We start from the raw sequence: 24,672 nt of genomic DNA, 5'->3' as shown, positions 1-24,672 counted from the left end.
GGAGATGTTGTTCGCTTAAAGGAACCGCACCTGCCGCAGCCAGGCTTCGCACAGGCGGGGCCAGAGCGATACCGGCAGGTCCGGCGTATCGAGCGCGAAGCCATGCGGGGCGTCGGCGAAGATATGGAATTCAAGGCTGGCGCCCGCGGCCTTCAGCGCGTCATGCAGGCGATGGGCATTGGCGACCGGCACGACCGGATCGTTGCCGGCATAGACGATGAAGCTGGGCGGCGGATCGGGCAGAAGCTGCGCATCGGGCTGAAGCGCGTCGTAGAGCGCCTGTTTCTCCAGCGGCGGCAAGGGCGGCTTGTCCGCGATGATCGTGCGCCCCTTTGCATTGGTGGAGACGGGGGCATAGCCGATGATGAGTATGTCAGGCCGCTGTGGCCGGACACGACCCCAGGCCAAAGGATAATCCGCGATCAGGCAGGCGGCGAGATGGCCGCCGGAGGACAGGCCGACCACGCCCAGTCCTTCGGGCGCGAGGGGGCTGGCGCGGATCATGGCCATCGCCGCCAGCGCATCGTCCAGCGGCGCGGATGGGTCGGTGCCGGCATGGGGGAAGCGGTGAATGAGGACGAAGGCATGATAGCCGAGCGCGGTCAGCCAGCGGGCGACCTGCACCCCCTCCCGCCCCGCCATCAGCGCCGTGTAGCCGCCACCGCCCAGGACCAACATGGCGCGACCATTGGGCGTTTCCGGCGCGTAGCCCAGCAGGACGGGCCGATCGACTGCGGTGACGACAGCCTGTTCGGGGACCGTCGCTTCATCCGCCAGCGTGAAGCCGCCCGTCGCCGCATCGTGCAACGGCCAGACCAGATCAGCCCCCAGCATCAGGCGAGCCGGTTGCCATAGCCGATGATGATGGTGGCCAGGATCAACAGGCCAACCCCGCTCCACACCATGCGGCGGACGGCTGGCGCGGCATCCTTCCACTCGCGGAAGGCGAAGCCCCAGAGCGTGCCGAAGATGATGATCGAGGCCATGTGGAGCGTCCAGCTGGAAAAACCGAAGCGGCCCATCTGGCTTTCGCCCATCGTGTAGAAGAAGAACTGGAAATACCAGGCGGTGCCGGCAAGCGCGCAGAGCAGGACATTGGGGAGCAAGGCGGGGCGCTGACCCGATGCGTCGGGGGCGCCGAACCACTGGCCGGCCGACTTGTTCTTCACGATCAGCCAGCCGCACCAGAGCGCATTGGTGATGAGGCCGCCGAACATGACGAGGCAGAGCGTGGGCAGCCCGGTCCAGAGCGGGCCGGTGCCGGCGGCGGCCGACAGCGCCTTGACCGGCTCGCCCGCCGCCAGACCGAAGGCGAAGCAGCTGGACATGATGCCGGAGAAGATGGCGACGGCGATGCCCTTCCTGAAATCGAATTCGGCGACGGCGGCGGCCTTCTGCTCCGTGCTGAGCGCCTCATCCTTGCGGGCGCCCGCGCGGGCCACGACGACGATGCCCAGCACTGTGACGGCGAGGCCGACAAGCACGATCTGGCCGTGCAGGGTTCCGGCAATCTCCGTCATGAAGGTGCCGTCGAAGATAGGCGGGATCAGCGTCCCGAAGACGGTGCACAGGCCCAGCACCACCGCCATGCCCAGCGACAGGCCGAGATAGCGCATGGTGAGGCCATAGGTGAGCCCGCCAAAGCCCCAGAGGATGCCGAAGAAGACGCACCAGCCGGCGATGGAGGACGGCACCTGGGCCATCACGCCCATCAGGTCGCTGGTCTGGACCGAGGCGAAGAACCAGGGCGCGACCACCCAGGAGAAGAGGCCGCCCGTGAGCCAGTAAATTTCCCAGTTCCAGCGTTTGACGCCGCGAAAGGGGACGTAGAAGCTGGCCGAGGCGAAGCCGCCCAGCCAGTGGAAGAGGACGCCGAGCAGAGGATTCCCGATCATAGGTCAAGTCCCAGACGATAGAGGCGATTGGCGTTGCCGGCGAAGAGAGCGCGGCGGTCGATTTCGCGGAAGTCGGCGACGATCGCGTGATAGGCCTCCATGTGGCGGTCAATCGGGCCGAACAGCTTGTCGGTAGGGGTGTCGCTGGCGAAGGCGCAGCGGTTCACGCCGAACAGGTCTATGGTTTCGCGGACGAGGCCGCCGATGGTGTCAAGATTCCAGTCGCGGCGGATGAATCCCATGCCCGACAATTTCACCGCGACATGGGGCAGCGCGGCAAGCGCCTTCATGCCGGTGCGCCAGTCCGCCAGCCCATCGGGGTCGGTCAGGACCGGCATGCCCATATGGTTGATGATGACGGGGATATCGGGGTGGCGCGCGATCAGCTTTGCCAGCACCGGCATCTGCCCCGGATAGCATTGCAGATCGAAGGAGAGGCCGTGTCTGGCGAGCAGGGCATAGCCCGCCTGCCATTGCGGATCGACAGTCAGGTCGACGGGGCCATAGGTGCGCTTGGGGTCAGGATGCCAGTTGACGATATGGCGGACGCCCTTGACGCGCGGGTGCGCTGCCTGCGCCTCCAGCAGCGTGTCGATGTCGGGGTCATTGAGCGCGGCGAAGGCGACGAGGCCGGTGGGCAGGCCGTCAATGGCGGCGAGGCCATCGAGCCACTGGGTTTCGCGCAGCGCGCTGTCGGCGGCCGCGCCGGCATCGACATGGACGGCACCCACTACATTCCAGCGGGCCAGGTCGGCGCGATACTGCGCGACGCCATAATCATGGGCGATGGATTCGACGCTGCCATTGGGGCCATCGTCCGAGAATGGCGGGCTGAGCCAGTCGTAGCGGATGTGGTTCAGATCCCACAGATGGATATGGGCATCGACAAAGGGGATCATGGACCTCTCCGGTGAAAGGCGCTGAGGGCGCGACTTCATATTATTGGCCGGAGCGATGCCCCCATGCCCATGGCGCAGGCCGAACCGAGCAATCCGGTCAGCAGCGCGCGGCGATCATGGGTGGGCGTCAAGGACATCGCTCTCCGGGAAAAATGCGGCGCTCCGGCTCTTGCTGGCCGGTCGCGCCGCGCAACTTTGATCAGAAGGTGGTGCGTCCGCCCGACGTGTCGAAGGTGGAGGCGGTGGTGAAGCTGCATTCCTCGCTGGCCATGAAGCAGACCATGGCGGCCGATTCCTCAATGAGGCCAAGGCGGCCCATCGGGATTTTCGAGCGCATATAATCGACCTGGCTCTGCGGAAGTTGCGCCAGGATCGGGCTTTCGAAGGTCGCGGGGGTCAGCGCGTTGGCGATCACGCCCTTGCCGGCCAGTTCCTTGCCAAGGCTTTTGGTGAAGCCGATCACGCCAGCCTTGCTCGCCGAATAGGCGCTGGCGTTGGGATTGCCTTCCTTGCCCGCGACGGAAGCCAGGTTGACGATCCGGCCATAGCCGTTTTCGAGCAGGAAGGGCGCAACTTCGCGGTTGCAGTAGAAGAGGCCGTTGAGGTTGATGTCGATCACCCGCTGGAAGCTGTCCACCGGATAGTCCCACACCGTCGCGGTGGCACCGGTGATGCCCGCGGAGCAGATCAGGATATCGACCTTGCCAAGGGCTGCGGCCGTTTTCTTCGCGGCGGCGGCGACGGCTGCATAGTCCGACACGTCTAGCGCGACGACATGGGCCGCGCCGACTTCATCCCTGGTGGCGGCGAGCGCATCGGGATTGAGATCCCACAGCGCCACCCGACCGCCTTCGGCGACGATGCGCGCGGCGACCTGCTTGCCAAGGCCCGACGCGCCGCCGGTGATGATCGCGTTACGGCCCGCGAAACGGCCGGCATAGACGCTCATCCCAACACCACGTCGCCAAGATGACGCCATTCCGAGACATTCTGCGTCTGGACGCCCAGCTTTTCGATGCCCAGTTCCATGACGTCACCGGCCTTGAGGTAGATGGCGCTGGGCTTCTTGCCTTCCCCCACGCCCGGCGGCGTGCCGGTGATCATCAGGTCGCCCGGATAGAGGGTGATATATTCGCTGACATAAGAGATAAGCTGGGCGACGTTAAAGATCATCGTCTTCGTGTTGCCGGTCTGCATCCGTTCGCCATTGACATTCAGATACATGTTAAGATTGTGCGGATCGCCGACTTCATCGGGCGTCACCAGCCAGGGACCGACCGGGCAGAAGGTGTCATGCCCCTTGCCCTTGCTCCATTGGGTGCCGCGCTGCTTCTGGTTGAAACGTTCGGACACGTCGTTGACGAGGGTATAGCCCGCGACCTTCGACAGGGCGTCCTCTTCACTGACGAAGCGGCAGGTTTGCCCGATGATAACGCCCAGTTCGACTTCCCAGTCGCCATGCGTGCTGTTTTTCGGCAGCACGACTTCGTCGTTCGGGCCGTTCAGCGAGGACAGCGCCTTCATGAACATCATCGGTTCTGTCGGGATGGGCAAGTTCGATTCGATCGCATGATCCTCATAATTGAGGCCGATGGCGACGATCTTGCCGATGCCCTTGACCGGCACGCCGTAGCGCGGTTCGCCTTCCACGACGGGGAGCGAGGCGATGTCAGCGACCTTGGCCGTGGCGAGGCTTTGGATGGTCAGGTCGGACACGACGCCCGACAGGTCACGGATGTTGCCGTCGCTGTCGATGACGCCGGGCTTTTCCTGGCCACGCTGGCCGAAACGAACGAATTTCATGGGGGTCAGTCTCTCTGTCAGATCAATGGGTATAGGGGCGGTGCATCGTGATGTCGGGGTTGAGGTCCACGCCGAAGCCCGGCTTGTCGAGCGCGGTCACCTTCATCCGGCCATTTTCCGGCACCGGCTCGCCCAGCAATTGCGGATGGAACATCGGCACCACCTCCGTTGGACCCGGATGCATCATCAGGAATTCGGCGAAGGGCGAATTGTGGCGGGTGATGACGAAATGATAGCTGTAAACGGACGAGCCATGCGGCACGACCATCTTGCCATGGGCGTCGGCCAGCGCGCTGATCTTCAGGAGTTCGGTGACGCCGCCGCACCAGCCGACGTCGGGCTGGATGATGTCGCAGCAGTCCATTTCCAGCAGCATGCGGAAGCCCCAGCGGGTGGCTTCATGCTCGCCGGTAGTGACGAGCATGCCCTTGGGCACGTTGCGCTTGAGCTGTTGATAGCCCCAATAATCGTCCGGACTGATCGCCTCCTCGATCCATTTGAGGCCAATGTCATGCGCGGCGATGGCGAGTCGGGTGGCATAGTCGACGTCGAGCGCCATCCAGCAATCCCACATCAGCCAGAAATCGTCACCGACCTTCGAGCGCATGTCGGCCAGTTCGGCGATGTTCTTCTTGAGGCCCTCGACACCTTCGGCCGGGCCATGGTGCAGCGCCATCTTGCCGCCGATGAAGCCGAATTCCCTGGCCTTGTCCGGACGTGCGCCGGTGGCGTAGAATTGCAGTTCGTCGCGCACCGCGCCGCCCAGCAGATGATAGACCGGTTCCTGCCGTAATTTGCCCAGCAAGTCCCAGAGCGCCAGATCGACGCCGGAAATCGCGTTTATGACCAGCCCCTTGCGCCCATAATATTGGGTCGAGAAATACATCTGGTCCCAGATTTTCTCATAATCCGTCGGCGCGCGGCCTTCGAGGAAGCGGGCAAGATGCTTTTCCACGATATAGGCGGCCGGTTCGCCGCCGGTCGTCACCGCGAAGCCGACCGTGCCGTCCTCCGCCTCGATCTCCACGACCAGCGTGCCCAGCACGTTGATGCCGAAGCTTTGCCGCGACTGGCGATATTCGGGATATTTCGACATGGGCGTCGCGATATGATCGTCGATCCAGTGGCCTTCGCCCTGGTCATGATAGTCGGCACCACCGCCGCGCACGGTAAAAGCGCGGACATGCTTGATCTTCGGCAACGTCACGATCGGCACGCGAAAACTCCCTCAACCCAGCCCGCATCCAACATGTGGGAACGACAGGCAAAAACTTTCACAATATGATAGGTCGCGCAGATAGCGGGACCAGAGTGTCAGTTTGGCTGGACCGGAAGACTCAGGTCGGCCTCTCTTCACTCTTGTTTTTCTCATTTTGTGGGATAGAGTGTTATTAGATGAGACAGAAAACGTCAAACCCAGAATCGGATGGGCCGGAAAATTTGGCGCGAGAGGAAAAGGCTTCCGCAAAAGCGGGCGGGTCGCAGACGCTGCACCGTGGGCTGGACCTGCTCGACCAGGTGATCGACGGGCCGATCAAGCTGGCAGAGCTGTCCGAGCGGATGGGCCTGACCCGGTCGACCACGCATCGGCTGGCCAATGCGATGGTGGAGCGGGGTTTCCTGACCTTCCTGCCGCGCGAGGGCTATCAGCTGGGGCCGAAACTGTTGCAGCTGGGTTTTCTGGCACAGAGCCAGGCCGACGTAGTGCAGATCGCCCGGCCGCATCTGGAAATACTGGCCGCCGCGAGCGAGGATGTGGTGCATCTGGGGCGGCTGGATGGCGAACAGGCGCTCTATCTCGACAAGATCCCCGGTCGCCGCCGCGTGGAAATCTCCAGCCGGATCGGCGACCGCCATCCGTTGACCTCCACCGGCCTTGGCAAGGCGTTGATGCTGGACGATCCGGAACCGGTATGGCGCCGGATGTTCGACGCCGAATATGAAGCCGGCACCCATGCGGCCGATTATGGCGTGTGGCTGGACCGGATGCGCAGCTATGTCGGCGAAGGCAGATCCTTCGATCTGGAGGAGAATGAGGACCAGATTCGCTGTGTCGCCGCGCCCATCCGCGATGCGTCCGGCGCGATCGTGGCCGCGATCAGCCTGTCGAGCGCGGCGCAATATATGGACGACGAACGGATGCAGGATTTGAGCACCGCCGTTCGCGATACCGCCCAGAAGATCAGCGCGGACCTGGGCTGGACCCCCGACGTAAAATCCCCCCGCCGCCCGGTGCGGCGCTAATCATCAAGGAAGAGCGATCCCATGAAGCTGCTTGAAGGCAAGACCGTCCTCGTCACCGGCGCATCCACCGGCATCGGCCGCGCCGCCGCCATCGGTGCGGCGCAACATGGCGCCGATGTAGCGATCAACTATGCCCATAGCGACGGCCCGGCCCAGAGCTGCGTCGCGGAGATCGAAGCGCTGGGCCGGCGGGCGATCGCGGTGAAGGGCGACGTCGCCGACCCGCAGACCGCGCAGGATTTCGTGGCCAAGGCGGTCGAAGCGTTCGGCAAGGTCGATGTGATGGTGAGCAATGCGGGTATCTGCCCCTTCCACGCTTTCCTCGACATGCCGGTCGATGTGGTGGAACGAACCTTCAAGGTGAACCTGCATGGCGCCTATTTCATGGTGCAGGCAGCCGCGCAGCAGATGGTCCGCCAAGGCCATGGCGGGGCGATCGTGGCTGTTTCGTCCATTTCGGCGCTCGTCGGCGGGGAATATCAGACCCATTATACCCCGACCAAGGCGGGCGTACATTCGCTGATGCAATCGACCGCGATCGCGCTGGGCAAGCATGGCATCCGCTGCAACAGCGTGCTGCCCGGCACCATCCTGACCGAGATCAACAAGGATGATCTGGCCGATGTGGAGAAGCGCGAATATATGGAAGCGCGCACGCCGCTCGGTCGCCTGGGCCAGCCGGAGGATCTGGCCGGGCCGATCGTGTTTCTGGCGTCCGACATGGCGGCCTATGTTACGGGTGCTGCGTTGCTGGTCGATGGCGGCATGTATGTGAATTTGCAGTAAGAACGATAGGCAACGGGCAAAAGGGCGAAGGGATGACTGGCGATGAGCATGATTGACCGCCGTATGCTGATCGCCGGGACCATGGCGAGTGCCGCCATGGCGACGCCGGCGCTGGGCCAGACGGTCAAGGTCGGCCCCTTCCCTCTGCCCCAGGGATTCGAGCGCTTCCCAATCTGGCCCGGTCAGGCGCCAGGTGGCGCGCATGTCATGGTGCAGGAGGTAGAGACGCTGCGCCGGCCCGATAGCGGCACGGACGATGGCGTCTTTGCCCATGTGGTGACGCCGACCTTGACGCTGCTGCGGCCTGCAAAGCCCAATGGCGCGGCGATATTGCTGATCCCCGGCGGCGGTTACAGCCGGGTCGCGATCGGCCATGAGGGCTATAATGTGGCGCGGCGGCTGGCGGCGGCGGGCTATGCCTGTTTCTCGCTGCTCTATCGCCTGCCCGGCGACGGATGGGCAGCCGGGGCGGAGGCACCGTTGCAGGATGCACAGCGCGCATTGCGGCTGGTGCGGGCACTGGCGCCACGCGAACGGTATGATGCGAACAAAGTGGGCGTGATGGGCTTTTCGGCGGGCGGGCATCTGGCCGCATGGCTCACCAGCCGCGCGCCGTCGGAAAGTTACAAGCCGGTCGATGCGACGGATCGAGAGCCGATCAGGGCCGCCGTCGCCGCCTATATCTATCCGGTGATCCAGATGGAGGGGCCGTTCGTCCATGCCGGGTCGCGCACCCAGTTGCTGGGCGAAACGCCCTCTCCCGAACGCATGCGCGACTATTCGCTGGACCAGAATGTCAGCGCGCAGACGCCGCCGGTCTTTCTGGTCCATGCGATCGACGATCCCGCCGTGCCGGTGGACAACAGCCTGGCGATGCTGGCGTCGCTGCGGGCGCGGGGCATCGCGGTCGAATGCCATCTGTTTGAAAATGGCGGGCATGGCTTTGGCCTGGTCGCCCCGCCCGCCGCGCCGGCACCCTGGCCGGACCTGTTCCTCGATTTCGCGAAACGCCATGGATTATGACCCGTAAAGTCGCCCTTTTCGTCACCTGTCTTGTCGACCTGATGCGGCCGCGCATCGGCTTTGCCGCCATTCGCGCGCTGGAGGCGGCCGGGTGCGAGGTGGTGGTGCCGGAAGGGCAGACCTGCTGCGGCCAGCCCGCGCTCAACAGCGGCGACCGCGACCATGCGGTGGCACTGGCGAAGCAAACCATCGTGGCGCTGGAGACCTATGAAGCAGTGGTGGTGCCGTCGGGATCGTGCGCAGGGACGATCCGGTGCCATTATCCGGAGATTTTCGAACATGATGCAGAATGGTTGCCGCGCGCGCAGGCGGTGGCGGGCAAGACGTTCGAGGTCATGGCCTATCTGGACGAGGTGTGCGGGTGGCAGCCGGAGGGCGTGCGGGTCGATGCGAAGGCGACCTATCATGACAGTTGTTCGGGACTGCGCGAACTCGGCATCAAGGCGCAGCCACGCCGGCTGCTGAGAAAGATCGACGGGCTGTCCTTCGCGCCGTTGCAGGGCGAGGAAACATGTTGCGGCTTTGGCGGCACCTTTTGCGTCAAATATCCGGCCATTTCCAATGCGATCGTCGGTGAGAAGACCGATGCCATCGACGCGACGGGCGCGGACCTGTTGCTGGCGGGCGATCTGGGCTGCCTGATGAACATGGCGGGGAAGCTGAACCGGCAGGGGAGCAAGGTGCGCGCATTCCACGCGATCGAGCTGATCGCCGGCATGGGCGACGGCCCGGCGATCGGGGAAGAGGCATGAGCGGCTTTGCAGAGCGCGCGGACGCCGCCTTGGCCGACCGGACATTGAAGGTCGCGGTGGAGCGGACCGCCGGTACGGCCGAAGCCAAGCGCGCCATGGCGGTGGACGCTTTCCCCGATTTCGAGGCGGCGCGCGACCGGGCGGCGGCGATCAAGGACCATGTCGTCGCGCATCTGGGCGCCTATCTGGAGCAGTTCGAGGCCAAGGCCATTGCCGCGGGCGCCAAGGTCCATTGGGCCAGCACGGCGGATGAGGCCTGCCGGATCGTCATCGACATCTGCAAGGCGGCGGGCGCAAAAAGCGTCGCGCGGTCCAAGTCGATGCTGGGCGAAGAAATCGGCCTGCCCCATGCGCTGGCCGAGGCGGGGATCGGGCGGGTCGAGACGGACCTGGCCGAACATATCATCCAGTTGGCGGACGAGCGGCCCTCGCACATCATCTGGCCTGCCATGCACAAGACGCGCGAGCAGGTGTCGGCGCTGTTCAAGGCCAGGCATCGCAGCCCGCATGAGGAAGAGACGATCGCCGCCATGGCGGAAAGTGCGCGGCGGGAATTGCGCACGCAGATGCTGGGCGCCGACGTCGGCATATCGGGCGCGAATTTCCTGATCGCGGATACGGGCGCGGTCTGCACGGTCACCAATGAAGGCAATGCCGAATTGTCGCTGGTGCCGCCGCGCGTCCATATCGTGACGGCGGGGATCGAGAAGATCGTGCCGAGCATGCCGCACGCCATCCATATGCTGCGGATGCTGGCACGGTCGGCCACCGGGGCGGCGCTGACCCAATATACGACCTTCTATACCGGGCCGAAGCGGCCGGGAGATCGCGATGGGCCAGAGGAGATGCATATCGTGCTGGTCGACAATGGCCGCACGAAGATGCGCGAAGAGGGGCTGGCCGAGATGCTGCGCTGCATCCGCTGTGGCGCGTGCATGAATCATTGCGTGGTGTTCCGGCAGATTGGCGGCCATGCCTATGGCGGCACCTATCCGGGACCGATGGGCGCGGTGTTGACGCCTGTGTTCGACGGGCTGAAACAGAGCCGCGACCTGGCGAGCGCCTGCACATTGAACGGCAAATGCCAGGAAGTGTGCCCGGTACGCATTCCCCTGCCCACCTTGCTGCGCGGATGGCGCGAGAAGAGCTGGCGCGAGGGGCTGGAGCCGACCTCCATGCGCTGGGGGCTGGGCATCTGGGCGTGGGTCGCGCGGCGCCCTGCTCTCTATCGGTTCGGCACCGGCATGGCGGTGCGGGCGATGCAGATGCTGGGGACCAAGGGCTGGATCGGCCGTCTGCCGCTGGCGGGCGGATGGACCCGCTATCGCGACATGCCCAAACCCGCGCCGCAGACCTTCATGAACCAATATAAGAAGGAGCGCCGCAAATGAGCGCGCGCGACGCCATTCTCGCCAGGTTGAAGGGCGCTGCGCCGGACAAGGCGACAGCCGACGCGCTGCTGATCGCACCGGAGCGGCCGATGGTCAACATGGGCGCGCTGGCGGCGGAATTTCTGGCCCGGCTGGCGCTGCCCAGCGTGAGCGCCAGCCATGATGCGATCGACAAGATCGCCGATCTGCCGGCGGCGGTCGCGCGCTATCTGGCGGCGCAGGGGGAACCGCCTACCCTGTGCCTGCCGCCCGATCCGCGCCTGAGCGCATGCGACTGGAGCGGCTTCACCCTGCATCAGACGGCCGCGCCGGATGAAGTTGCCGCGCTGGCGATCGCGCGCAAAGGGATCGCCGAAACCGGGTCATTGGTGTTCGAGACGGCACCGCACGCACCGATGCTGCCCAATTTCCTGGCGCTGCATCATATCGTGCTGCTGGCGGTGAAGGACATTGCCGCGCATCTGGAGGATGCCCCGCTGGCCGGCACGCAACCCCGCGCCCATTATTGGATCACCGGCGTGTCAGGGACCACGGACATCGAGGGCACCTATGTGCGCGGCGCCCATGGGCCGCGCTTCTTGCACGTCATCCTGCTACGCGGCGCCGTGGACTGACCGTCAGGGTGCGCAATGGCGCATCACGTCGGGCGACAGGATGTCGCGCAGGCGCTGGCGCACCACATCGGCCCAGATCGTGTAGCCATGCCCGTTCATATGGACGCCGTCGGGCTGATAATTGTCGCCCAGCTTGCCATTGGCGAGGAGCGGCGTGGTGATGTCGCCATAATAGGCGCTGCGCATATGGGGCAGGAAATTCTGCGCCGCTGCGTTGAACAAGCGCTGCTCGCCCAGGAAAGCGGCGCGACCGGGGCTGGGCTTGGCCGACAGCAGCAGCACCGGAACGTTGGGCAGCAAACGGTCGCGCAGGTCGAACAATTGGGCCAGTTGCCGCATGACGGTTCGCACTGGGACACCGCTGGCGATGTCATTTTCGCCGACATAGAGAATGAGCGCGCGCGGGCGCCCCTCGCCAGCCTTGATATTGGCGAAGCGAGGCAGAATGTCGGTCAGCATAGCACCGTTGATGCCACGATTTTCCGTCGCCCATGGAGCCATGTCCTTGTCCAGGCTGATCCAGCGATGGATGGATGAGCTGCCCACGAACCAAAGCGCGCAATCGCCCTTCGCCACGCCCGCTTCGGGCAGGGTCGCGTGGGATTCGCGATAGCGGCCGTAAAGGCGCCACCCCACGATGATGACCGCGAAGACAAGCAAGGCCATCAGCAATTTGGCCAAAGGCGACGCATCGATACGGCTCAATCCTGCAATCCCTCGGCTGATGTCTGTGCGCACATAATTTCTTAGGCGCTTAACCAAGATTTTTTAAAGCTTCCTAAAGGGGAAGAGTGCAAAAAACCCGAGGGGCCGGGGGTTTATCAGTGAGCAAGAATCCGTCGATCGACCTCTTGAAGGGGGTCTTGATCCTGCTTGTGATGGTGGGCCATGCCATGGAACTGGCCCATGCGCAGAATCTGGCGCTGTGGATCGGATCTGGATTCCGCATGCCGTTGATGATCGGCATATCGGGCTATCTGCTCAATATCGGTCGATTGCGCAGCGAAGCGGGGGGCGATTTTTCGGGCGTTATGGCGAGCGCATGCTGCTGCCCTGGCTGGTGGCAATGATCGCCTATCTGGCCATCAGCGGCTGGCCGCTATCCTGGCGGACGCCGATCGATCTGCTGCTGCGTCCACCTTTCCACCTTTGGTACATACCGGTACTTTTCTTCCTGATCCTGGTCGCGCGCGCAGTGCCACTGCGACCGATCTGGCTGCTGGCGATCGGCGTGCCGTTCAGCCTGTCGATCATGTATGGATTCGGCCCGCAACATGGCGCGATCGGGACCAGCCTGGTGTCGCCCGACAGCCGGTATCTGCGTTATCCGGTCTATTTCTTCTTCGGGATGCTGATGGCCGAACGAGGGTTGCCGACCCGCTATGTGAGCGTTGCGCTGCTGGCTGCGGCGCTGGGCATGGGATGGTGGTCGGAACTGGAATATGCCCCCGATATCCTGGCCTTCGTACCCGCACGCCTGCTGATGTGCCTTGGCCTGATCGCGCTATTGCCCCATTTTGCTGTGCTGCGCCTGTCTTTCGCCCCGATCAACCATATCGGCCGGGACAGCCTGTTCTTCTATTTGTGGCACCCGATGGTCATGGGGTTGATAATGGCGACCGGCGTCAGTGCCGCCGTCACGCTGGCAATGTCCGTGCCGATCCTGTTTGCGCTGGGACGGCTATCGGCCAATCATCAGCAATTGCGGCGCTGGATTGGCAGCGTACCGACCATCCGCGCACGCAAGATGGAGCCGCTGCTGGAACCGGAACCGCAGCCAGCCTAGATTTTTCCGTATTTCGCCTCGAACCCGGCAATGTCGCCGGCGGCCAGATATTTGGCCTGGTCGACCCATTGATCGCGGACGGGGCGGCCCTTGAAAGTGCCGAGCTTCGCGTCGATCGTCGCGATGTCCGTGTCCGTCCAGCTTGCAATCTGTGCATAGCGCGTCACGCCAAGGTCGATCAGCAGCGCCTTGAGCTTGGGACCGACCCCCTTGAGGCGAAGGAGATCGTCCTCCGCCGCTTCGACGGCTGCGACCGACGGTGAGGCAGGGATGGGTTCAGGCGTAACGGGCAGAGCTGGTTCGATCGGGGCCGGTTGAGGCGCAACGACGGGTTCAGCCTCCGGTTCGGGCACCGCTTCATTCACCGGCGCGGCGGGGGCGACCGGTTCGACCACGATCGGTTCGGCAACCACAGGCGCCGCCGCGACCGGGGCGGCAACGATCGGATCGACGAAGGGCACCGGCGCAGGCGGCGGTGTCGGCTCTACAGAAACGGGCTCGATCGGTTGTTCGGCCTTGCGCCTGCCCGACAGAAGGAAGACCAGCGCGATAATGACCAGCAGGCCGACCAGCAGCCACAGTCCATAGTCCATGAAGAATTCCTGCATCGCGCGTCTCTTCCCTGCAACAATACTATACGCTATTTAAGGACGCTTTCCCTCGCGCCGCAAGGGTTCAGCCTTTTTCCGCTTCGCGCGCGACCTCACGCCAGCCGATATCGCGGCGATAGAAGCCGGTCGGGAAGTCGATGGCATCCACCGCTGCATAAGCGGCAGCCTGGGCGGCGCCGACCGTGTCGCCGGTGGCGGTGACGTTCAGCACGCGCCCGCCATTGGCGACCAGCACGCCGTCCTTGTCCGCCGTGCCGGCATGGAAGACCTTCGCGCCTGCCCGTTGCGCGGCGTCGATACCGGCGATCGTCCCGCCCTTTTCGGGCGTGCCGGGATAGTTGTTGGCGGCCATGACGATGGTGAGCGCGGTGCGATCGGCCAGTTGGACCGGCCCCTGTTCGGCCAGCTTCCCCTGCGCCACGGCGAGCAGCAGATCGACCAGGTCGCCATCGAAGCGAGTCATCAGCACCTGACATTCCGGATCGCCGAACCGGGCATTATATTCGATCAGCTTGGGTCCTTCGCCTGTCAGCATCAGGCCGGCATAGAGCACGCCGCTATAGGGCATGCCCTCGGCCGCCATGGCATCGACGGTGGGCCGGATGATCGTTTCGATCACCTGGGCTTCCAGTTCGGGCGTCAGGACGCGCGCCGGGCTGTAGGCGCCCATGCCGCCGGTATTGGGGCCAGTGTCGCCATCACCCACACGTTTATGGTCCTGCGCCGATCCGAAGGGCAGGATCGCGCTGCCGTCGGTCAGCGCGAAGAAGCTGGCTTCCTCGCCGGTCATATAGTCTTCCAGCACGACTTCCTCGCCCGCCGCGCCGAATGCGCCGGAGAACATGGTGTCCAGCGCCTCGACCGCTTGGGTGCGCGTTTCGGCGATGATGACGCCCTTGCCCGCGGCAAGTCCGTCCGCCTTGATGACCACCGGCAGCGCGAAATCGTCAAGCGCGGCAAGGGCGCCGTCCTTGCTGGCGACGCGAATATAGGCGGCGGTGGGGATGTTCGCGCGCTGGCACAGATCCTTGGTGAAGCCCTTCGACCCTTCCAGCTGCGCCGCTTTCTTGTTGGGACCGAAGACCGGCACGCCCATGGTGCGCAGATTGTCGGCCAGGCCATCGACCAGCGGCGCTTCCGGCCCGATCACCACCAGGCCGATCGAATGACGGGTACAGAAATCGAGCACGGCGCGATGATCCGTCGCGTCGAGGTCGACCAATGTGGCATGCTCGGCTATGCCCGGATTGCCCGGCGCGGCGAAGAGCGTATCGAGCCGGGGCGATTGCGCCAGTTTCCATGCCAGCGCATGTTCGCGGCCACCGCCGCCAAGCAGAAGGATGTTCATGTCGCCCATGTCCCCGGAATATGATGCCTATGACAGTTCGGGCCGCCTGTTAGCGGAGGAACGCGCGGGGGACAACGCGCCGCCGCTGTCGGTCAGCGAATTGTCCGGCCTGCTCAAGCGCACGGTCGAGGACCGGTTCGGCCTTGTGCGGCTGCGCGGCGAGATTTCGGGGTTCAAGCGGGCGGCGTCGGGGCATCTCTATCTGGCGCTGAAGGATGAGAATGCCGTGCTGGACGGGGTAATGTGGAAGGGCGGCGCGCAGCGGCTGGCCTTTTCCCCGCAGGACGGGGTGGAGGTGATCGCGACCGGCAAGCTGACCACCTATCCTGGCCGGTCCAAATATCAGATCGTCATCGAGAAGATGGAGCTGGCCGGCGAAGGCGCGCTGATGGCGCTGCTGGAGAAGCTGAAAGCCAAGCTGGCGGGCGAAGGGCTGTTTGCGGTCGAGCGCAAGAAGCCCCTGCCCTTCCTGCCGCGCACGATCGGCGTCGTGACGTCGCCCACCGGCGCGGTGATCCGCGACATATTGCATCGACTGGCCGATCGCTGCCCGACCAATGTGCTGTTGTGGCCGGTGCTGGTGCAGGGACAGGGCGCGGCCGAGCAGGTGGCGCGGGCGGTGCGCGGGTTCAGTGCGATGGACGGCAGCGGGCCGGTGCCCCGGCCGGACCTGGTGATCGTGGCGCGCGGCGGCGGGTCGATCGAGGATCTGTGGAGCTTCAACGAGGAGATCGTGGTGCGCGCGGTGGCCGACTGCACCATCCCTATCATCTCCGCCGTGGGGCATGAGACGGACACGACCTTGTGCGATTATGCCGCCGACCGGCGCGCGCCGACGCCGACCGCCGCGGCGGAAATGGCGGTGCCGGTGCGGGCGGAATTGCTGGCGGGGCTTGCCGAAATGGGCCTGCGCGCCGGGCGGGCCGTGCGGCGTGGGGCCGGTCAGGCGCGCGAACGGCTGGAGATGCAGGTGCGGCTGATGCCGTCGCCGGACATGTTGCTGGCGCCCCAGCGGCAGACGCTGGATCAATTGTCGGACGGGCTGGTGAGTGGGCTGCGCCATCGGCTGGCCGACGCGCGGGCACATCTGGGGCAGGCAGGCGGCGCGCTGCGGCCGGCTTTGTTGCAGCAATATGTGGTGCGCGCAGGGGAGCGGCTGGACCGGTTGCAACTGCGGCCCGACTATTTGCAGCGCGCCTTGTCGGAACGGGCCGTTGCCTTCGACCGGGTGTCGCGCCATTTTGCCTCGCTCGATCCCGACCGGCCGTTGCAGAAGGGCTATGCCCGCGTGATGGCGCAGGGCCGGTTGGTCCAGTCGGTCACGGCGGCGCAGGCGGCCGGCGTAGTGACGTTGCATTTCAAGGACGGTACGGTGAACGCCGCGATCGGCGATGCCGCGCTTGAGCCGAGGGCTGCGCCTGTCCTATCCTGCCCATCCCGGCCCGTCCGCAAGACGCGCGAAGCCGATGACCAGCCGCAGCAGGATCTCTTTTCCTGATGCTGCGTAAAGAGGCCTGAACCATGTTGATGTCCAACCGCGACCGGATCGCCCGGCTCCATTATATGCCCTACAGCTTCCGCGTGTTGCAGGCAGGCGACCATGTCCTGTGCGCCGTCACCGGCGAGCGGATCGCGTTGCAGGACCTGCGCTATTGGAGCATCGTCCGGCAGGAGCCCTATGCCAGCGCCGATGCGTCCGTGCAGGCTGAACTCAAGGCGCGCGGGGCGCGATGAGGCGGATCGGCATTGCGGTGCTGCTGGCATGTGCCGGGACGGCAGTGGCGCAACCCGGCCCACGTCCGGTAGCGGGGCGCGCGGACTTCCAGCTGAGCGGGACGGCGACGCAGGGCGGAGCCATGACCGGCATCGCGCCGGCCGGGACGGTAGCGCTGAAACTGGACGATCAACTGGTGCCGGTGGATGGTGATGGCCGATTCCTGATCGCTTTCGACCGGGATGCAGGGCCGATCGCGCGGCTGGTCGCCCGATTGCCCGATGCGCGTACGATCGAGCGGCAGGTGAGCGTCGCCCCACGCGCCTGGCGAATCGAGCGGATCGATGCGCCGATGCGACCGACCAAAAGCACGGAAGCCTTTCTGGCGCTGCGCAAGCCGGAACTGGAAGCGATCGCCGCCGCGCGCGATGTCGTGACCGATGCGCAAGGCTGGCGGCAGCGCTTCATCTGGCCACGGGTCGGGCGGATATCCGGCCTGTTCGGATCGCAGCGCATCTATCAGGGCGCGGCCGGCGCCTATCATGGCGGCGTGGATGTGGCGGGTGCGACCGGCCTGCCGGTTGTGGCGCCAGCCGACGGGGTGGTGATATTGGCGGCGGACAAGCCCTTCACGCTGGAGGGGCATTTGCTGATGATCGACCATGGCCATGGCCTCAACAGCGCTTTCCTGCATCTTTCGCGGATCGACGTGAAGCCGGGGGACCATGTGACCCAGGGACAGCGGATCGGCGCGATCGGCGCCACCGGGCGCGCGACCGGGCCGCATCTGCATTGGGGCATGAAATGGAACGATGCCCGGATCGACCCCTTGCTGATCGCAGGGCCGATGCCGAACGGGTTGTAAAAAGGCCTATGGCCGTCAGCTCACCCGTTTCATCCGAACGGCACGGCCACCCTCAATCTTGCCGATGAAACTGCCCATGGCGGCGCGCTTCAACTCGACCTTCTGTCCTACTTTGGGATCGCGCCCGGTGACGGCCTCAGTGGTCATCCACTGCGCGCCGTCTTCCAGCCCGATCTGCCATTTCCCATAGCCAAGGCTGCGCGCCGAGGCGATGACAGCGTCGATCCGGCTGACGCCCTCTTCCTGCGGCTTGTCGTCGCCATCATCGTCTCCGCCGCCCAGAAACGGTAATTTGGGGAAGGAGAAGCCGAAGAGGGTCTTGCGTGTCTTATTGAGCTCGCTTTTATCGAGCACCACGACTTCGTCACGCTGCGCCGCTGCGTCCATGGCGCCGACCTGCCGATCGAAGCAGGCCAGACGCGCGCCATTATCCGCGATCGCGCGGCATTGGAGCAAGCTGGTGAAAATTTCCGGACGGGGCTGTTGCTGTTTTGGCGCAGCCTGCGCCGGCCCCGCCAACAAGCCAAGGGAGAGCACCCATAACCATCTGTGATTGCCGTTCATATCCGCTCTTCCCTTCCCGAACCGTCTGATGCGCGTAGCATGCACCCGCCTGACATGACGTCAATATGACAGCTCTGCGCAATTTTGGCAGGTCCGGCCGCCACAATTGGTCGATCTTTACGCAGAACGGTGCATGATTGCTTCACCTTGCCGTAGCTTCATGTAATTATCTTGCAATACGACCGTAAAACAGGCGCTCCTAGTGCTTGTTGCATTTATGATACAGCCGCCTCCAAAAGCGGCTTTCCCCCTTTTCCCCCGCTTTACAGCGCCCTGTAGCCCGCGCAGTTTCCTGCGATCCATATGGGGGGATCGCTGTCGGGCACCTTATCCCTCCGTACGGGCACTGATGTGGCAGATCATCTGCCAAACTCCAGAGCAAGGGACTGGACCGTGAAAACATTTTCGAAGAGGGCACTTCTGCGTGCCAGCGCCGCTCCGGCGATCCTGAGCGCGTCGCTGATCGCGACAGCTGCATTCGCGCAGGACGCGCCGCAGACGGCGGAAGCCGATGCCGGTGATACCATCATCGTTACCGGATCGCTGATCCGTAACCCGAACCTGGTGCAGTCGACGCCGGTTCTGGCGACAACGTCGGACGAAATCGACCTGCGCCAGAGCAATAACGCGGAACAGCTGCTGCGTGAAATTCCGGGCGTCGTTCCCAGCATCGGTTCGGCAGTGAACAACGGTAACGGCGGCGCATCGACCCTCAACCTGCGTGGCCTGGGCAGCAACCGCAACCTCGTCCTGGTGGACGGTCGTCGCATGGTCCCCTACGGCCTGGGCGGCGTTTTCGATCTTAACAACATCCCGCTTGCTCTGGTCGAGCGCGTCGATGTGCTGACCGGTGGCGCTTCGACCACCTACGGCGCAGACGCGATCGCCGGCGTGGCCAACTTCATCCTGAAGAAGGATTTCGCCGGCTTCGAAGCCAATGTGTCGAACCAGCTGACCGAGCAGGGTGACGGCAACGCCTTCCGTGCAGACGTCACCATGGGCGCCAATTTCGACGACGGCCGCGGTAACGCCGTGTTCAGCATCGGTTATCAGGAAGTCGACCCCGTCTATCAGGGCGCGCGCTCCTTCTCCGACACCTATCTGGAATCCTATCTGGCCGAGTGCGTTTCGTGCCAGGGTTCGGGTACCTCGGTTCCCTCGCGCTTCTCGGTGCCGGGCGTCGGCACGCGTCAGGTCAGTGCGGACGGCAATTCGCTGGTTCCCACCTACCAGACCTACAACTTCAACCCGTTCAACATCTTCCAGACGCCGTTCAAGCGTTTCAACATGTTCGGGCAGGCCAATTACGAGATCAGCGACTCGGTCAAGGCCTATACCCGCGGCATCTTCTCGAAGAACCAGGTCAACACGATCATCGCTCCTTCGGGCGCCTTCGCCCTGTCGGTGGTCATCCCCTACAGCAATCCGTACCTGACCTCCGGCATCCGCAATCAGTTCTGTAACGCGAACGGCCTGACCACCGCCCAGTGTTCCGCTGCGGCCACCGCGACCAGCACGACCGATCCGAACTATCGCACCTTCACGACCTCGCTGTCGCGTCGTGCAGTGGAAGCCGGTCCGCGCGTTTCGGAATTCAAGACCACCTTCTTCGATTACGCGCTGGGCTTCCAGGGTGACATCGGTTCGCACCTCAGCTGGGACGTCGGTGGTTCCTACGGTGAATCGGAAAATATCCAGACGCAGAAGGGCTACACGCTCAACTCGCGTTTCCGTCAGGCTCTGCTCGCGACCAACACCACGACCTGCCTGACCGACACCAACGGCTGCGTCCCCGTAAACGTCTTCGGTCCGGAAGGTTCGATCACGCAGGACATGGTCGATTACCTGACCGCCAGCAGCGTCATCACGACCAAGACCACGCTGGCCCAGGCGCATGCGACCGTGAGCGGCGACTTCGGCGTCACCTCGCCGATGGCATCGAACCCGATCGGCTTCGCCGTCGGTGGCGAATATCGCAAATATACCGCGTCGATCGAATCCGACCTGCTGTCGCAGGCGAACGATCTGGGCGGTGCCGGCGGTGCGCAGCCCAACGTATCGGGTGGCTTCGACGTGTACGAAGCATTCGGCGAATTGATCGCTCCGCTGATCGAAGACCGTCCGTTCGCCAAGCTGCTGACGGTTGGCGCCGGCGTGCGGTATTCGAGCTACTCGGTCGATGCACCGACCAGCCCGAGCTTCGACACCTGGACCTACAAATTTGAAGGTAGCTGGGCTCCCGTCGACGACATCAAGTTCCGTGGTAACTATTCGCGTGCCGTTCGCGCACCGAACATCTCGGAACTGTTCTCGCCGCTCAACACCGGTCTGACCAACCTGGCGACCGACCCCTGCGCCGGCTCGGCTCCGGTTGGCAACGCCAACCTGACCGCTGTCTGTATCGCCCAGGGTGCGACCGCAGCCCAGATCGGCTTCATCGATCAGCCTTCGGCGGCTCAGGCCAATGCCACCAGCGGCGGCAACCTGGACGTCAAGCCGGAAACGTCGGACAGCTGGGGCGTCGGTGCGACCATCACCCCGACCTTCCTGCGCGGCTTCAGCGCCACGGTCGATTATTACAACATCAAGGTGAAGAACGCGATCACGACCCCGACGCCGGGCGATGCGATTGCGGCTTGCTTCGACAACATCACGGCATCCAGCGCCACCAGCGCTGCCTGTACGTCGATCGGTCGTAGCGAAGACGGCAGCCTGAACGGTACGGCCACCGGCCTGTTCCTGCCGCTGTCGAACCTGGGCACTCTGAAGACCGACGGCATCGACGTGTCGCTGAACTACAAGCATGAGTTCAACTTCGCGACGCTGTCCCTGGGCCTGAACGGCAACTGGACCAACAGCTCGAAGTTCCAGGCGACGCCGACTTCGCTGAATCGTGAATGCGTTGGCTATTATTCGGTCAACTGCGCATCGATCCAGCCGAAGTTCCAGTGGAGCCAGCGCACCACGCTGACCTTCGGCGATGTCGATCTCTCGCTGCTGTGGCGCCACATCGACAACGTGCGGTTCGAGCCGCAGCAGTTGGCTGATGATATCGGTGCCGGTATCGACGCAGGTTGCACGGATCCGGCCGGTGCCGATCCGGACGGCTGCACCATCGATCCGCAGTTCCGCAAGATCAAGGCTTACGACTATTTCGACCTGACGGCCCGTGCCTCCGTGTCGGATAACGTGACCCTGACCTTCACCGTCATGAACATGTTCGACAAGAAGCCTCCGATCGTCGGTGGCTCGGCAGGTTCGACCAGCTACAACAGCGGCAACACCTACCCGTCGACCTACGACGCGCTGGGCCGCCGCTTCGCCGTCAGCGCGAAGATGAAGTTCTGATCGTCATCGCGACACGCTAGGAAAAGAGAGAGGCGGACCATCTGGTCCGCCTTTTTTTTATGGTCGAACAAGGGAGATCATAGCTGCTGATCGAACCAGTGACTGGCACGTGCCGGCGGAAGCAAGCGCAACCCGGACCTTAATTTCGATTACCGTTCAAGCGGCGACCGGATGGTCCAGCGTCATGGGGATGGCGAAGCGCGCGGCGATTTCGGACGCCCAGCGCAACACCATCGTGATCTCGTCGCCGTGCAGGTCGAGCGATTCCCGTTTATGCCGCGCACGCTGACCGACGGTGAAAGCCTTGCCGGTCTTGCTGTCGGCCCCTAGCGCAGGACCAGCCAGTGCCGTCGCGATCGCATCAGGCCCTGCGTCAAGGCCGAAATGGCGGACCAGTGCGTCCAGATACCCAGGAATATCCGCCATCAGATGTTCGCTGTTTAAGGATCGCGCCCGCGTTGGTCCCAATGTCCGCAGCAGGTTCGCAAATTGCTGTTGCTGCGCCAACCAGCCAACAGCGGCAACCTGAAGATCGGTGAGTTGGAGAAGCGCAGTCTCATCCAGGCCCAATTCTACCATCCCGTCACGCAACTGTTTCACCAGGAGTTCGCGTACCCACAGGCGGCTCCACATCCCCTTGCGAGCGATCGAAGAAAGATATTGTTCCAGCGGCGCATGAAGCAGCAGTGCCCGCGCAAAGGGGCGCATCGCCATCATCGCCGGGATGAGCGCGTTCACGACATTGGACGGCTTTATGATCACTGCCTCCCCCGCAACGAAAGGCCGCGCCAGCAGCCCCAGGCCCTGATCCAGCACCATCGCGATACGGCGCCCTTCCCCACCGCGATGCCGCCATCCCACCATGTCGTTGAGCAGGACCGGCTCCTTGAGCGTCGATGCGACGCCCGGCATGTCGAGCAGCCGCGCCAGCAGGGTCGAGCAGCAATAGGCCGAATGGAAGATGAAATGCACAGGCGCGGCAACAGATGCAGCCGCGACCGCCTGCGACCGATCAAGGACGCGCGGCACGCGATCCTGTAAATGCTCATCCGTCAGGAATGGAACGCCCGCCCGGCCGGCGCGATCGACTTGCAACAGGTGGAAAGCATCCTGTCGTTCGTCATAGCGATGCGGCAGCCAAGACGGATCGGCCAGTAGCTGGCGGAGCGCGGGATCGAAACCAGTCATGGCGATGGTCCTTCGCATGATTGCCTGTCGGGCGGCAAGCATAGGCCGCAATTTGACTATTGCGCGCGTTCCGGCGTTTCGGCACCTTCGGGTCGGGGGATAGATATGGACAGTATAGAAGGCTTGCTACGTGCTGCGGATGAGGCTCGTGCGAGGGGGGATCGAACGCAGGAAGCTGCGTTGATGGATCGCGCCCTGGCCATCGCGCCCAACAGCCCGCAATTGTTGAACAGCCGCGGGATGCTGGCGCTGGCGCTGGACCGGTCGGATGATGCCGCCGACTTCTTCGCGCGCGCGGCGCAGGCCGATCCCAAACAGCCGGCCTTATGGATGAACCTGGCCACGGCGCGCCGGCGCACGGGCGACGAGCTGGGGGAAAAGCTCGCACTCGACCATGTGCTGGAGCTGGACCGGGTGCATTTCATGGCGCAGTTGCGCACGGCAGAATGGCTGGAGCGCAATGGCCAGTTGGCGCAGGCTACGAAGAATTGGAGCCAGGTTCTGGCTCTGGCCGATGGACTGAAGGACCAGCCCGCAGCATTGCGCGAGCGGCTTGACGAAGCACGCCGGTTCGTGCGCACGCGCATGGCGGATTTCGCTGATGCGGTGGACGGTCAGTTCGAGGCCGATTTCGCTGGCGCGCCATCACCGGACGTTCGGCGTTTTCAGGCCAGCATCGATCATCTGCTGGGGCGCCGTCGCATATACCGCAATGAATGTTCAGGCATGCATTATCCGTTTCTGCCGGCGGACGAATTTTTCGACCGAGGACATTTTCCCTGGATGGCGGAGCTGGAGGCAAAGACCGATGTCATCCGCAGCGAATTGCGCAACCTGCTGAAGCAGGGGCAGGATCTGTTGCGTCCCTATGTGCGGCTGGATGCCGGGACTCCGGACAATGTTTGGAGCGCGCTGGACCAGTCGCTCGACTGGGGGGCTTGTTTTCTGTGGGAATATGGCGTGCGCAACGATCCGGTTTGCGATCTGTGCCCCGAAACCGCTGCGGCATTGGAAACACTGCCGCGCAGCGACATTAACGGCCGGGCGCCGTCGGCCTTCTTCTCGCTGCTCAAGCCCAAGGCGCATATTCCGCCCCATAGCGGGGTGACCAACATGCGCGCGATCGTCCATCTGCCGTTGATCGTTCCGCCCGACTGCGGGTTCCGCGTCGGCGGCGAGACTCGTGCATGGGAGGAAGGCCGGGCCTTCGCATTTGACGATACGATCGAGCATGAAGCCTGGAACAATAGCGACGCAATGCGTGCCGTGTTGATCTTCGACGTTTGGAATCCGTATCTTACCGAACGAGAGCAAGAGCTTCTTCGGCGCTATTTCGCGTTTGCAGACCAAAGTGCGCACCGGCCGGAAACTTGAATTGCGACAGTTATTGGCCATTGCCCGGACACGATATTTATATCACAATTGCGCAATAGCCTGCCGATCAGACCGCTCTCCTGGGGAACGGAACGCTGAAGGTCCGCAAAGATGGCTTTGATCCGTTAGGAGTGTTTGAATGAAATTGCGTATTGGCCAGATCATGATCGGCCTTTCGATCCTGTCCGCCCCGGCCTACCTTCCCGCGCAAACGCCGCAGCCGGCTGCCAAGCTGGACAGGAATGATCCGGGCGCGATTCGGTGCCGCCGTCTGGATGTGACGGGTTCGCTGGTGCGCAAGGAGCGCGTTTGCAAGACCAACGCCGAATGGCGAGCCATCAGCGAACAGCAGAATCGCGATGCGGATGACATGATCACGCGCAGCCGGGCAGGCATGAATCCCAGCGGTTGAAAGCCTGCGCGCATAGCGATCGATGAAAAAGGCTCGCTGATCGTCTCAGCGAGCC

The 24,672-nt window shown here is 63.8% G+C and carries 25 protein-coding genes; 14 read left to right on the top strand and 11 right to left on the bottom strand.

Features of this window, described 5'->3' with window-relative positions:
• Nucleotides 1–15 precede the first annotated feature (15 nt).
• From AC07UX_RS17780 to rhmD, 6 genes are all read right to left on the bottom strand, one after another.
• A complete protein-coding gene (locus AC07UX_RS17780) occupies nt 16–834 on the bottom strand; it encodes an alpha/beta hydrolase (RefSeq protein WP_495193306.1) in 819 nt (272 codons plus the stop codon).
• Complete coding sequence (rhaT, locus tag AC07UX_RS17775) at nt 834–1,895, bottom strand: L-rhamnose/proton symporter RhaT (RefSeq protein ID WP_495193305.1); 1,062 nt, start codon at nt 1,893–1,895, stop codon at nt 834–836. Before rhaT ends, AC07UX_RS17780 begins: the two co-directional genes overlap by 1 nt.
• The gene (locus AC07UX_RS17770; protein WP_495193304.1) at nt 1,892–2,794 is read right to left on the bottom strand and encodes an amidohydrolase family protein; all 903 of its coding nucleotides are present in this window, start codon (nt 2,792–2,794) and stop codon (nt 1,892–1,894) included. Before AC07UX_RS17770 ends, rhaT begins: the two co-directional genes overlap by 4 nt.
• Before the next feature lie 199 nt (nt 2,795–2,993).
• Nucleotides 2,994–3,743 (bottom strand): SDR family NAD(P)-dependent oxidoreductase, encoded by a 750-nt coding sequence (locus AC07UX_RS17765; RefSeq protein ID WP_495193303.1) that lies wholly within the window; start codon nt 3,741–3,743, stop codon nt 2,994–2,996.
• A complete protein-coding gene (locus AC07UX_RS17760) occupies nt 3,740–4,597 on the bottom strand; it encodes a 2,4-didehydro-3-deoxy-L-rhamnonate hydrolase (RefSeq protein ID WP_495193302.1) in 858 nt (285 codons plus the stop codon). The genes AC07UX_RS17765 and AC07UX_RS17760 overlap by 4 nt, the downstream gene beginning before the upstream one ends.
• 22 nt (nt 4,598–4,619) lie before the next feature.
• Nucleotides 4,620–5,804: an L-rhamnonate dehydratase gene (gene rhmD, locus AC07UX_RS17755; protein WP_495193368.1), complete on the bottom strand. Its 1,185-nt coding sequence runs from the start codon at nt 5,802–5,804 to the stop codon at nt 4,620–4,622.
• Between the two features lie 188 nt (nt 5,805–5,992).
• Here rhmD and AC07UX_RS17750 point away from each other — a divergent pair, with 188 nt between their 5' ends.
• The 6 genes from AC07UX_RS17750 to AC07UX_RS17725 are packed head-to-tail and all read left to right on the top strand — an operon-like array spanning nt 5,993 to nt 11,407.
• Entirely contained in the window at nt 5,993–6,841 is an 849-nt protein-coding gene (locus tag AC07UX_RS17750; protein WP_495193301.1) for an IclR family transcriptional regulator, read from the top strand.
• Nucleotides 6,842–6,862: 21 nt separating this feature from the next.
• Nucleotides 6,863–7,627, top strand: coding sequence for an L-rhamnose 1-dehydrogenase Lra1 (gene lra1, locus AC07UX_RS17745; protein ID WP_495193300.1), 765 nt, complete (start codon nt 6,863–6,865; stop codon nt 7,625–7,627).
• Between the two features lie 42 nt (nt 7,628–7,669).
• Nucleotides 7,670–8,650, top strand: a complete 981-nt coding sequence (locus AC07UX_RS17740) for an alpha/beta hydrolase (RefSeq protein WP_495193299.1) — start codon at nt 7,670–7,672, stop codon at nt 8,648–8,650.
• Entirely contained in the window at nt 8,644–9,402 is a 759-nt protein-coding gene (locus tag AC07UX_RS17735; RefSeq protein ID WP_495193367.1) for a (Fe-S)-binding protein, read from the top strand. Before AC07UX_RS17740 ends, AC07UX_RS17735 begins: the two co-directional genes overlap by 7 nt.
• A complete protein-coding gene (locus tag AC07UX_RS17730; RefSeq protein ID WP_495193298.1) occupies nt 9,399–10,793 on the top strand; it encodes a lactate utilization protein B in 1,395 nt (464 codons plus the stop codon). The genes AC07UX_RS17735 and AC07UX_RS17730 overlap by 4 nt, the downstream gene beginning before the upstream one ends.
• The gene (locus AC07UX_RS17725) at nt 10,790–11,407 is read left to right on the top strand and encodes a LutC/YkgG family protein (protein WP_495193297.1); all 618 of its coding nucleotides are present in this window, start codon (nt 10,790–10,792) and stop codon (nt 11,405–11,407) included. Before AC07UX_RS17730 ends, AC07UX_RS17725 begins: the two co-directional genes overlap by 4 nt.
• A 3-nt stretch (nt 11,408–11,410) precedes the next feature.
• Here AC07UX_RS17725 and AC07UX_RS17720 read toward each other — a convergent pair whose 3' ends face one another.
• The gene (locus AC07UX_RS17720) at nt 11,411–12,112 is read right to left on the bottom strand and encodes a GDSL-type esterase/lipase family protein (RefSeq protein WP_495193296.1); all 702 of its coding nucleotides are present in this window, start codon (nt 12,110–12,112) and stop codon (nt 11,411–11,413) included.
• 119 nt (nt 12,113–12,231) lie between these two features.
• Here AC07UX_RS17720 and AC07UX_RS17715 point away from each other — a divergent pair, with 119 nt between their 5' ends.
• Nucleotides 12,232–12,477, top strand: a complete 246-nt coding sequence (locus tag AC07UX_RS17715; RefSeq protein ID WP_495193295.1) for an acyltransferase family protein — start codon at nt 12,232–12,234, stop codon at nt 12,475–12,477.
• On the top strand, nt 12,450–13,193 hold the full coding sequence (locus AC07UX_RS17710) for an acyltransferase family protein (RefSeq protein ID WP_495193294.1): 744 nt from the start codon (nt 12,450–12,452) through the stop codon (nt 13,191–13,193). Before AC07UX_RS17715 ends, AC07UX_RS17710 begins: the two co-directional genes overlap by 28 nt.
• On the opposite strand, the gene AC07UX_RS17705 is transcribed toward AC07UX_RS17710, so the two are convergent.
• Together AC07UX_RS17705 and purD are read right to left on the bottom strand one after the other, a co-directional pair.
• Complete coding sequence (locus AC07UX_RS17705) at nt 13,190–13,801, bottom strand: helix-hairpin-helix domain-containing protein (protein WP_495193293.1); 612 nt, start codon at nt 13,799–13,801, stop codon at nt 13,190–13,192. The genes AC07UX_RS17710 and AC07UX_RS17705 overlap by 4 nt on opposite strands.
• Before the next feature lie 67 nt (nt 13,802–13,868).
• Complete coding sequence (gene purD / locus AC07UX_RS17700; protein ID WP_495193292.1) at nt 13,869–15,152, bottom strand: phosphoribosylamine--glycine ligase; 1,284 nt, start codon at nt 15,150–15,152, stop codon at nt 13,869–13,871.
• Nucleotides 15,153–15,159: 7 nt separating this feature from the next.
• Here purD and xseA point away from each other — a divergent pair, with 7 nt between their 5' ends.
• From xseA to AC07UX_RS17685, 3 genes are read left to right on the top strand one after another with little or no spacing between them, the layout of a single operon-like run.
• Nucleotides 15,160–16,650 carry an exodeoxyribonuclease VII large subunit gene (gene xseA / locus AC07UX_RS17695; RefSeq protein WP_495193366.1) on the top strand — a complete coding sequence of 497 codons (1,491 nt, stop codon included), beginning with the start codon at nt 15,160–15,162 and terminating at the stop codon, nt 16,648–16,650.
• A gap of 23 nt (nt 16,651–16,673) precedes the next feature.
• The gene (locus AC07UX_RS17690; protein WP_495193291.1) at nt 16,674–16,886 is read left to right on the top strand and encodes a DUF2093 domain-containing protein; all 213 of its coding nucleotides are present in this window, start codon (nt 16,674–16,676) and stop codon (nt 16,884–16,886) included.
• Nucleotides 16,883–17,731: a M23 family metallopeptidase gene (locus tag AC07UX_RS17685; protein ID WP_495193290.1), complete on the top strand. Its 849-nt coding sequence runs from the start codon at nt 16,883–16,885 to the stop codon at nt 17,729–17,731. Before AC07UX_RS17690 ends, AC07UX_RS17685 begins: the two co-directional genes overlap by 4 nt.
• 15 nt (nt 17,732–17,746) lie before the next feature.
• Here AC07UX_RS17685 and AC07UX_RS17680 read toward each other — a convergent pair whose 3' ends face one another.
• Nucleotides 17,747–18,295, bottom strand: a complete 549-nt coding sequence (locus AC07UX_RS17680; RefSeq protein WP_495193289.1) for a hypothetical protein — start codon at nt 18,293–18,295, stop codon at nt 17,747–17,749.
• 393 nt (nt 18,296–18,688) lie between these two features.
• Here AC07UX_RS17680 and AC07UX_RS17675 point away from each other — a divergent pair, with 393 nt between their 5' ends.
• Nucleotides 18,689–21,643 carry a TonB-dependent receptor domain-containing protein gene (locus AC07UX_RS17675; RefSeq protein WP_495193288.1) on the top strand — a complete coding sequence of 985 codons (2,955 nt, stop codon included), beginning with the start codon at nt 18,689–18,691 and terminating at the stop codon, nt 21,641–21,643.
• Nucleotides 21,644–21,799: 156 nt separating this feature from the next.
• Here the strand turns inward: AC07UX_RS17675 and AC07UX_RS17670 are convergent, their stop codons facing one another.
• Entirely contained in the window at nt 21,800–22,831 is a 1,032-nt protein-coding gene (locus AC07UX_RS17670) for a hypothetical protein (RefSeq protein WP_495193287.1), read from the bottom strand.
• Between the two features lie 105 nt (nt 22,832–22,936).
• Here AC07UX_RS17670 and AC07UX_RS17665 point away from each other — a divergent pair, with 105 nt between their 5' ends.
• Nucleotides 22,937–24,205, top strand: coding sequence for an aspartyl/asparaginyl beta-hydroxylase domain-containing protein (locus tag AC07UX_RS17665; protein WP_495193286.1), 1,269 nt, complete (start codon nt 22,937–22,939; stop codon nt 24,203–24,205).
• 163 nt (nt 24,206–24,368) lie between these two features.
• The gene (locus AC07UX_RS17660; RefSeq protein ID WP_495193285.1) at nt 24,369–24,617 is read left to right on the top strand and encodes a hypothetical protein; all 249 of its coding nucleotides are present in this window, start codon (nt 24,369–24,371) and stop codon (nt 24,615–24,617) included.
• Nucleotides 24,618–24,672: the final 55 nt, after the last annotated feature.

It is taken from the genome of Sphingobium sp. GW821-FHT02B05, from assembly GCF_059421905.1.
The sequence above is the reverse complement of the archived record's forward strand: the minus strand, read 5'-3'. Positions and strand labels throughout refer to the sequence as shown.